General features: G+C 64.4%; 6 protein-coding genes and 1 tRNA gene. All 7 read right to left on the bottom strand.

Annotated elements, in window-relative coordinates:
• Positions 1–3: 3 nt before the first annotated feature.
• A tRNA-Leu gene (locus tag JXA24_03285) sits at positions 4–87 on the bottom strand.
• A gap of 73 nt (positions 88–160) precedes the next feature.
• Entirely contained in the window at positions 161–316 is a 156-nt protein-coding gene (locus tag JXA24_03280; protein ID MBN1282778.1) for a hypothetical protein, read from the bottom strand.
• A 70-nt stretch (positions 317–386) separates the two neighbouring features.
• Positions 387–1346 (bottom strand): carbamate kinase, encoded by a 960-nt coding sequence (gene arcC, locus JXA24_03275; protein MBN1282777.1) that lies wholly within the window; start codon positions 1344–1346, stop codon positions 387–389.
• Positions 1347–1373: 27 nt separating this feature from the next.
• Positions 1374–2093 carry a YkgJ family cysteine cluster protein gene (locus tag JXA24_03270; protein ID MBN1282776.1) on the bottom strand — a complete coding sequence of 240 codons (720 nt, stop codon included), beginning with the start codon at positions 2091–2093 and terminating at the stop codon, positions 1374–1376.
• Between the two features lie 92 nt (positions 2094–2185).
• Positions 2186–3118 (bottom strand): FAD:protein FMN transferase, encoded by a 933-nt coding sequence (locus JXA24_03265; protein MBN1282775.1) that lies wholly within the window; start codon positions 3116–3118, stop codon positions 2186–2188.
• Complete coding sequence (locus tag JXA24_03260; protein MBN1282774.1) at positions 3078–4139, bottom strand: FAD:protein FMN transferase; 1062 nt, start codon at positions 4137–4139, stop codon at positions 3078–3080. Before JXA24_03260 ends, JXA24_03265 begins: the two co-directional genes overlap by 41 nt.
• A gap of 17 nt (positions 4140–4156) precedes the next feature.
• Positions 4157–7048, bottom strand: a complete 2892-nt coding sequence (gene uvrA, locus JXA24_03255) for an excinuclease ABC subunit UvrA (protein MBN1282773.1) — start codon at positions 7046–7048, stop codon at positions 4157–4159.
• Between the last annotated feature and the right edge of the window lie 417 nt (positions 7049–7465).

The following is a 7465-nucleotide window of genomic DNA, read 5'->3' as shown; positions in this document are numbered from 1 at the left end:
TTGTGCGAGGGAGGGGATTTGAACCCCTATGAGATTGCTCTCACTAGCTCCTGAGGCTAGCGCGTCTGCCAGTTCCGCCACCCTCGCGAGGCGCCGAAAGGCCCAGCGCAACTACCACGGGGCATTTCTTAGATCAATGATTTTTTTGGACTTTTCGTCCTCACTCCAGCTCCCCGTCGTCGTCGAAGAGGTCGTACTCGTCATCCTCGCCGAGGATTGCGCCGCAGTTCGGACAGGTCGAGTCGCCGCCCACGAACTGACCGCAATTCGGGCAGGTCTCAGGATTGTCGAAATCCAGTGCGCCGAGCCTCTGCATCCTTGATAAATCCCCCTGCATGATTTGCCGCGGATTTGAGGCGTATTGAGATAATATTGAAATGCCCTTGTCAAGGCTTGACGTGGGTGCCGGTCCTGCCGCGGAGAGCCGCCAAACTCCTTGAAATTGAAGTGATTATTGCCTCCTGCCCCCCGTTTTCCAAAAAGGACAGGCACGCCTCGATCTTGGGGCGCATGGAGCCGTCGGCGAACTCGCCCGCATCGAGGTGGGTCATGAGCTCAGAGGCGGTCACGTTGGTGAGGGGGCGCTGGTTCGGGGTGCCGAATCCCGCGTATGCGTACTCCACGCCGGTCATGATAAGCAGGGTCGACGCGCCGATCTCGTTGGCCAGAAGCGCGCTGGTGAGGTCCTTGTCTATGACCGCCTCCACCCCGTAGTGGAGGTTGTGGCGGTTGAGCGCGACCGGAATTCCGCCGCCGCCGCCCGCTATCACGATGAAGCCCCGCTCGAACATCGTCTTTATCGCCTCCGCCTCGAGGGCCCGGATCGGTTTCGGGCTGGGCACGACCCTGCGCCAGCCGCGGCCCGCGTCGTCGACCATGGTCCAGCCCCGGCCGGCCATGAGCTCCTTGGCCTCCGCCTCGGTGTAGAAGAGGCCCACCGGCTTTGTGGGGTTGTCGAAGGCGGGGTCGTGGGCGTCCACGAGCACCTGCGTCACCGTGGCCACCACCGGGAGCTTCACCCCGTTCTTCCTCAGGCAGTTGCCCAGGACCTGCTGGATCATGTAGCCCATGCCGCCCTGCGTGTCCGCGCCGCAGACGTCCATCGGCAGGGGATAGACCGCTTTCGAGGCGAGCTCGCTGCGCAATATCGCCGCGCCGATCTGAGGGCCGTTGCCGTGGGTGATGAGGATCCGGTCGTAGCCGTTTATGTAGAGCTCGGCCACGTGCTCCATGCTCTCGATCGTGGAATAGAACTGCTCCTGTATCCCGCCCCGCAGCCCCGGCTTGGAGATGGCGTTGCCGCCAAGCGCGATCACTATGCCGCCCTTTTTCTTTGTCATGGACATAGGGCTATATTGGAGGGGTAGGGCGAGTCAAGCGATAGAGGAGAGGGGCGTGCGCTCCTCGGGGTCGGCGCCGACGGCCCTGCAGTAGAGGTGGTTTATGGCCGCAAGCGCTGTGAGCGCGGTCTCGACGTTCAGGATGTCCTTTTTCGCGAGCTCGGCCAGGGAAGGGCTGCCGGTGAAGTTGAGGTCGCAGGAGACGATCGTGCCCCTGCCCGAGGGAGCAGAGGATGAGGCGCGGATGCCCCATTCCGCCTCGCGGCCGGCGGGTATCAGAAGCGGCGCTCCCCAGAGCCGGCACACGGCCGGCCGGACCGGGTATATCGAACACAGCCCCTGTTCATTCAAGTAGGTGCACTGATCGCCGGAGTTCGAGAGGCCTTGTGAGCGGCGGTTTTCTTGTGCCTCCGGGTGGCGGCGGATCGGGGGACCCCCATTTGACGCCAGCAGCCGCTCTCGTGGCGTGCATGGACTCCGGGATTGCTGCGGCGATGCCGCAAATGGGGGTGATCCGACGACAGGACCCGGAGGCACATGAGCGAGCCGTAGCGAACTAGGGATATCGAACTCCGGCGATTCAATGTACCCTTTAATGTGATCCGCCTCGACCCGCCACATGGTGATGCCGGCCACGCAGCACTTGGAGCATCCGGGGCCGCACCTGAACGAGGCAGGGTGGCGGGCCATGACGCCGGCTGCGAATGCGTCGATCTTGTCCAGGAGTTGGATGTAGTTGTCGAAGGCACTCATTGCGCAACCCGTGACCGGTGACTCGTGACCGGCTGGAAAATTTCACGGCGCACGACCGCCTGTTACGGGTCACGAGTTACGGGTCACGGATTTCAGAAACCAGGCGTCCTCAAAAACTTCCCCGCGTTGTCCACGATGATCCCGTTTGCCTTTCCCATCTTCGCCAGCAGCTCCATTCCGTCCTTCGGGCCCGCGATGAAGACCGCCTTGGCCACGCCCTGGGCCTGGGCGGCGTTGTGCATCACTATCGTCACCCCCTTGCAGGGCGCACCGATGCGCTCCTTGTTCCTGGGGTTTACGAGCTCCTGATACGCGAACTCGTTGGCGCTCACGGTCGCCACGGCGTTGTTCGACACCTGCAGGTTGAGCGCATGGTGCGCGTAGGTGCCCTCGCTGTCCTGCACCTGTATCTTCCACGGCCCCATCACGCTCGAGCCCATGCCGCGGAAGACGTTGCCCGCCTTGACCATGGCGTTCTGCATGTTGGCGGCCGCGATGAGCCTGAGCATGTACTCGGCGAGAAATCCCTCGAGGATGCCGTCGAAGCGCACCTGCATCCCCGATTTCTTCAGCTGCACGGTGCGCGCCCCGCGGTCGATCTTTATGTCCTTGTAGGAGCCCTGGCCGTAGGAGGCGACGTCGAACAATCCCTTGGTCCAGTCGGAGACCTGCTTCGCCTCCTCGAACGCCGCGATCGTGTCCTCGGAGACCGCGACCGCCGACTGTCCCGCTGCCGCGTTGATCCGGCCAACGTCGCTTCCGGGATTCTGCCAGTCGAGCTGGCTCGCGACCGCGCCGGTTCTCTCCGCCACGATGTCGATGAGGCGCTCTATAGCGGAGGCGTCCTTCTGCCATCCGACGATGAGCAGCGCCGCCTGGACTCTCCCGCCCAGGGCCGTCTGCCTGGAGAATATCTTTGGCCCTCCCTCCTGGGCCGAGGCCGGTAAGATGAGCGCCGCGAAGAGCGCCGCGAGCAGTGCAAAGCTACTGAGCAGCCTCCTCGCGCTCCTTCTGTTTGAGATCATTCGATCCTCCGTCGCTGGCGGTCTGTTCGTTCACGCTCTTCTCGTAGGACAGTCCCTCGACGATCATGCCCTTGGAGGCGGTGAGGTTGCCCTGGCCGTCCACCACGATGCCCTTCACTGAGGGGTGCCCGGTCACGTACTTCATCGCGTACTTGGGGCCCACCGTGTAAGCGGCCAGAGCGAAGGCGGTGGCGGTCATGGCGTTCGAGGCGATGACGGTGACGCTTCGCAGCGAGTCCCCCCAGGAGACCTGCGACTTGTTGATCGGGTCGGTCAGCCCCCGGCCCAGGCCCTCGGGCGTGACCGTCGTGGCAGAGACGTTCGACACCCCGTAGCGATAGGCTCGATGCGCGCCCGTCTCGGTCCTCTCGCCGAAGCCCACCACGATGTCCCAGGGGGTGTATATGTCGCGGCCGATGTTGCGAGTGACAGGGCCTGCGGACGCGCTGGCGTTTGCGAAGCCTTCGCCCGCGATCGTCTCCATCATGAGGTCGCAGGTGAACCCCAGGGCGATCTTCGTGAGGTCGAGCTTCATGTCGGAGTCCCTGAAGGAGACGGTTCGGGTCGCCCCGTCGAGCTCGATGCGCCTGGAGTCGCTCTTGGTGAACATGCGCTTGGGCGAGGGGCCGGCCACGTCGAAGAAGCCGTCGCTCTGCTGCGAGAGCGTGACAGCCCTCTGCAGAAAGTCGAAGGCGGTCGGCGAGAGCTCGAGCTTCTCGCCCTTGCCGAGGGAGTCGAGCCGGCTCGCCACGCCTCCCTCCGAGAAGAACTCGCCGGAGAACTGCTGGGCGCGAGACATCGCGGAGGAGAGGGCCGCCCTGGCCCGCCCCTCGTCGGCCGGATCGGCCACTATGACCGCGGAGATCGGCTCCCCCGTGGGGAGTTTGGCCTCGGCCGAGAACTGCCGCGAGCCTGCCGCTTGGGCAGCGGACCCGGAGTCGCCGGTCATGGCCGAAGATGCGACCGAGGGGATGAGCGCTGCCAGTGCGAGTGCGACAGTGAATCTCAGGTTTCTCTTCATCGTGTCTCCTTGTGTGTTCAGAGGACTTCCTTGAGGTATCTTCCTGTGTGGGATTTCGGGTTGGCTGCGATCTCCTCCGGCGTGCCGACCGCCACCACCTCGCCGCCCGCGTCTCCCCCCTCGGGCCCGAGGTCGACACAATAATCGGCAAACTTGATGACGTCAAGGTTGTGCTCGATGACGATCACAGTGTTGCCCGCCTCGACCAGCGCCTCGAGCACGCCCAGCAGCTTGTGCACGTCGTCGAAGTGCAGCCCGGTGGTCGGCTCGTCGAGGATGTACAGTGTTTTCCCGCGCATCCCCTCGTCGGTCATCCGGGGCCTGCGGGAGAGCTCCCTCGAGAGCTTTATCCGCTGCGCCTCGCCGCCGGAGAGGGTCGTGGCCGCCTGGCCGAGCTCTATGTACTCCAGCCCGACCTCGACCAGGGTCTCGAGCTTGTGCGCCAGCGGCGGGATGTTCTCGAAGAATCGGTGGGCCTCGGCGACCGTCATCTTCAGCACCTCGGAGATGTTCTTTCCCTTGTAGGTCACCTCGAGGGTCTCGCGGTTGAACCGCATGCCGCGGCAGACCTCGCACTCCACGAAGACGTCGGGCAGAAAGTGCATCTCTATGCGGATGATGCCGTCCCCCTCGCACGCCTCGCAGCGGCCGCCCTTGACGTTGAACGAGAAACGGCCGGGCCTGTAGCCGCGGGCCTTCGACTCGGGGAGCTCGGAAAAGAGGTCGCGGATGTGCGTGAAGATGCCGGTGTATGTGGCCGGATTCGAGCGCGGGGTGCGGCCGATGGGGGACTGGTCGATGTCGATCACCTTGGCGATCCGCTCCCAGCCGCGGATCTCTTCAACCTGCCCGGCCGCGTCCCTGGAGCGGTAGATCCGCTGCCTGAGGGCGGCGAGAAGCGTCTCGGTGACGAGCGTGGACTTGCCGGAGCCGGAGACGCCGGTGACCGCGGTCATGAGGCCGAGCGGTATCCGGACGTCGATGCTCTTGAGGTTGTGCTCCGAGGCGCCTATGATCTCGATCCAGTCGACGGAGGGCCTGCGCCGGCTCCTGGGCTTCTCGATCGCGCGTTTGCCCGCGAGATAGAGCCCGGTGAGCGAGTCGCCGTTGAGGGAGACCTCGTCGGGCGTGCCGGTTGCCACCACGCGGCCGCCGGCCACCCCGGCCCCGGGCCCGAGATCTATGATGTGGTCCGAGGCGAGCATCATGTCGCGGTCGTGCTCGACCACGAGCACCGTGTTGCGCAAGTCGCGCAGCCTTTTCAGCGTGTTTATGAGGCGGTGGTTGTCGCGCTGGTGCAGGCCGATCGAGGGCTCGTCCAGCACGTAGAGGACCCCGGTGAGGGCGGAGCCGATCTGGGTGGCGAGCCTTATGCGCTGGTCCTCGCCGCCGGCGAGCGTAGCCGAGGCCCGGTCCAGGGTGAGGTAGCCCAGTCCCACCTCAGTGAGGAACCCGAGCCTCTCCGTGATCTCCTTGAGAACGCCCTTCGCTATCTCGCTGCGCTTCGCATCGAGGCGAAGCCCCTTTACGAACCGGAGCGCCTGGTCGATCGAGAGGGCGCAGAGCTCGGAGATGTTCTTTTCGCCCACGAGCACGGCCAGGCTCTCGGCTTTGAGCCTCGTGCCCCCGCATGTGGGGCAGGGGCGCATGTTCATGTAGCGCTCGATCTCCTCGCGCACCGCGAACGATTGCGTCTCCTCCCATCGCCTCTGCAGAGACGGGATTATGCCCTCGAACTTCGCGGTGTAACGCTTCCTGCCGCGTCCGGTGTCGTATGTGAAAGCGATCTGTTCGTCGCCGGAGCCGTGGAGGATCGTCTCCCTGAGCCTCTCCGGCAGCTCGGCGAACGGGGTGTAGATGTCGGCCCTGTAGTGCTTCGACAGCGCCTCCACGAGCTCTATGTAATCGGTGGCGTTCTTCTTGCGCCAGGGCATGATCGCGCCCTCGCGGAGCGAGAGCTGCCTGTTGGGCACGATGAGGTCCGGGTCGAAGTAGCGCCTCACCCCGAGCCCGTCGCAGTCCGCGCACGCGCCCCTGGGGCTGTTGAACGAGAAGAGCTGGGGCTGGATCTCAGGCAGCGATATCCCGCAGTGCGGGCACGCGTGTTTTTCGGAGAGCAGAATCTCGTGACCCGTGACCCGTGACCCGTGACCCGAAAGACCTTTCCCGGTCCCGGATCCCCGGTCCCCGGTCCCTGTCTCCACCTTCACTATCCCGTCGCCGTGTTTCAGAGCGATCTCGAGCGAGTCGGCGAGCCTCTGCCTGGAGGAGGGCTTTATCACCAGCCGGTCGACCATCAGGTCGATGTCGTGCTTTTTCTTCTTGTCCAGCTTCGGCGGGTCGGCCAGCTCATGGACCTCGCCGTCTATGCGCGCCCGGACGAACCCGTCGCGCGCCAGCTTCGCCAGCTCCTTCGCATACTCGCCCTTGCGGCCCGAGGCGATCGGGGCAAAGAGGACGATGCGCGCACCCTCGGGCAGCTCCGTGAGCCGGTCGACCATCTGTTGGACGGTCTGCCCCTCGATGGGGCGGCCGCATTTCACGCAGTGCGGCGTTCCCGCGCGGGCGTAGAGGAGCCTCAGGTAGTCGTATATCTCGGTCGCGGTCCCGACTGTGGATCGCGGGTTCTTGCTCGCGGTGCGCTGCTCGATCGAGATGGCGGGCGATAAGCCTTCGATCGAGTCGACGTCAGGCTTGTCCATCTGGCCCAGGAACTGCCGCGCGTAGGCCGACAGCGACTCGATGTAGCGGCGCTGCCCCTCCGCGTAGATCGTGTCGAAGGCGAGCGAGGACTTGCCTGATCCTGAAAGCCCCGTGACCACCACGAGCTTGTTGCGTGGGATGGTGACGTCGATGTTCTTGAGGTTGTGCATCCGCGCGCCGCGGACGACGATCCCTTGCTCGGACATAGCCTGCCAACCTAGCGGACCTCATCTAAAATAGCAATATAATTCAGGTAATTAGGTGAGGGCAGGGTAGGCGGCGGGGGCATCCTGCGCCGACTCCCGCGGAAAAAAGTCCTCCTTTTTCCGATGAACCTGTAAAAAGGAGGCGCTTTTTTCCGCTCGCGCCGGCCCCCACCACGGAGGCCGCTGTACGCTTGTCATCCATATGAATGACAGATCCGGATCATCCTCTCCCCAATCCTCTCCCATTCCTTCGACGTTGCTCAGGGCAGGCAAGGGAGAGGGGGTTGTGGCATGGCATGGAGTGCCGCTATGACGGAACGCTTCGGTGGCGCTCTTCGCAGCGTGGCTCGAGGAGGCCGGATTCAGCAGCCTATATGATCCGGCCGACGAAAGCCCCCGACGAGCCGGCGTCTGAGG

It is taken from the genome of Pseudomonadota bacterium (genome assembly GCA_016927275.1).
GTDB lineage: Bacteria > UBA10199 > UBA10199 > 2-02-FULL-44-16 > JAAZCA01 > JAFGMW01.
This window is presented reverse-complemented; position numbering and strand designations above follow the sequence as displayed.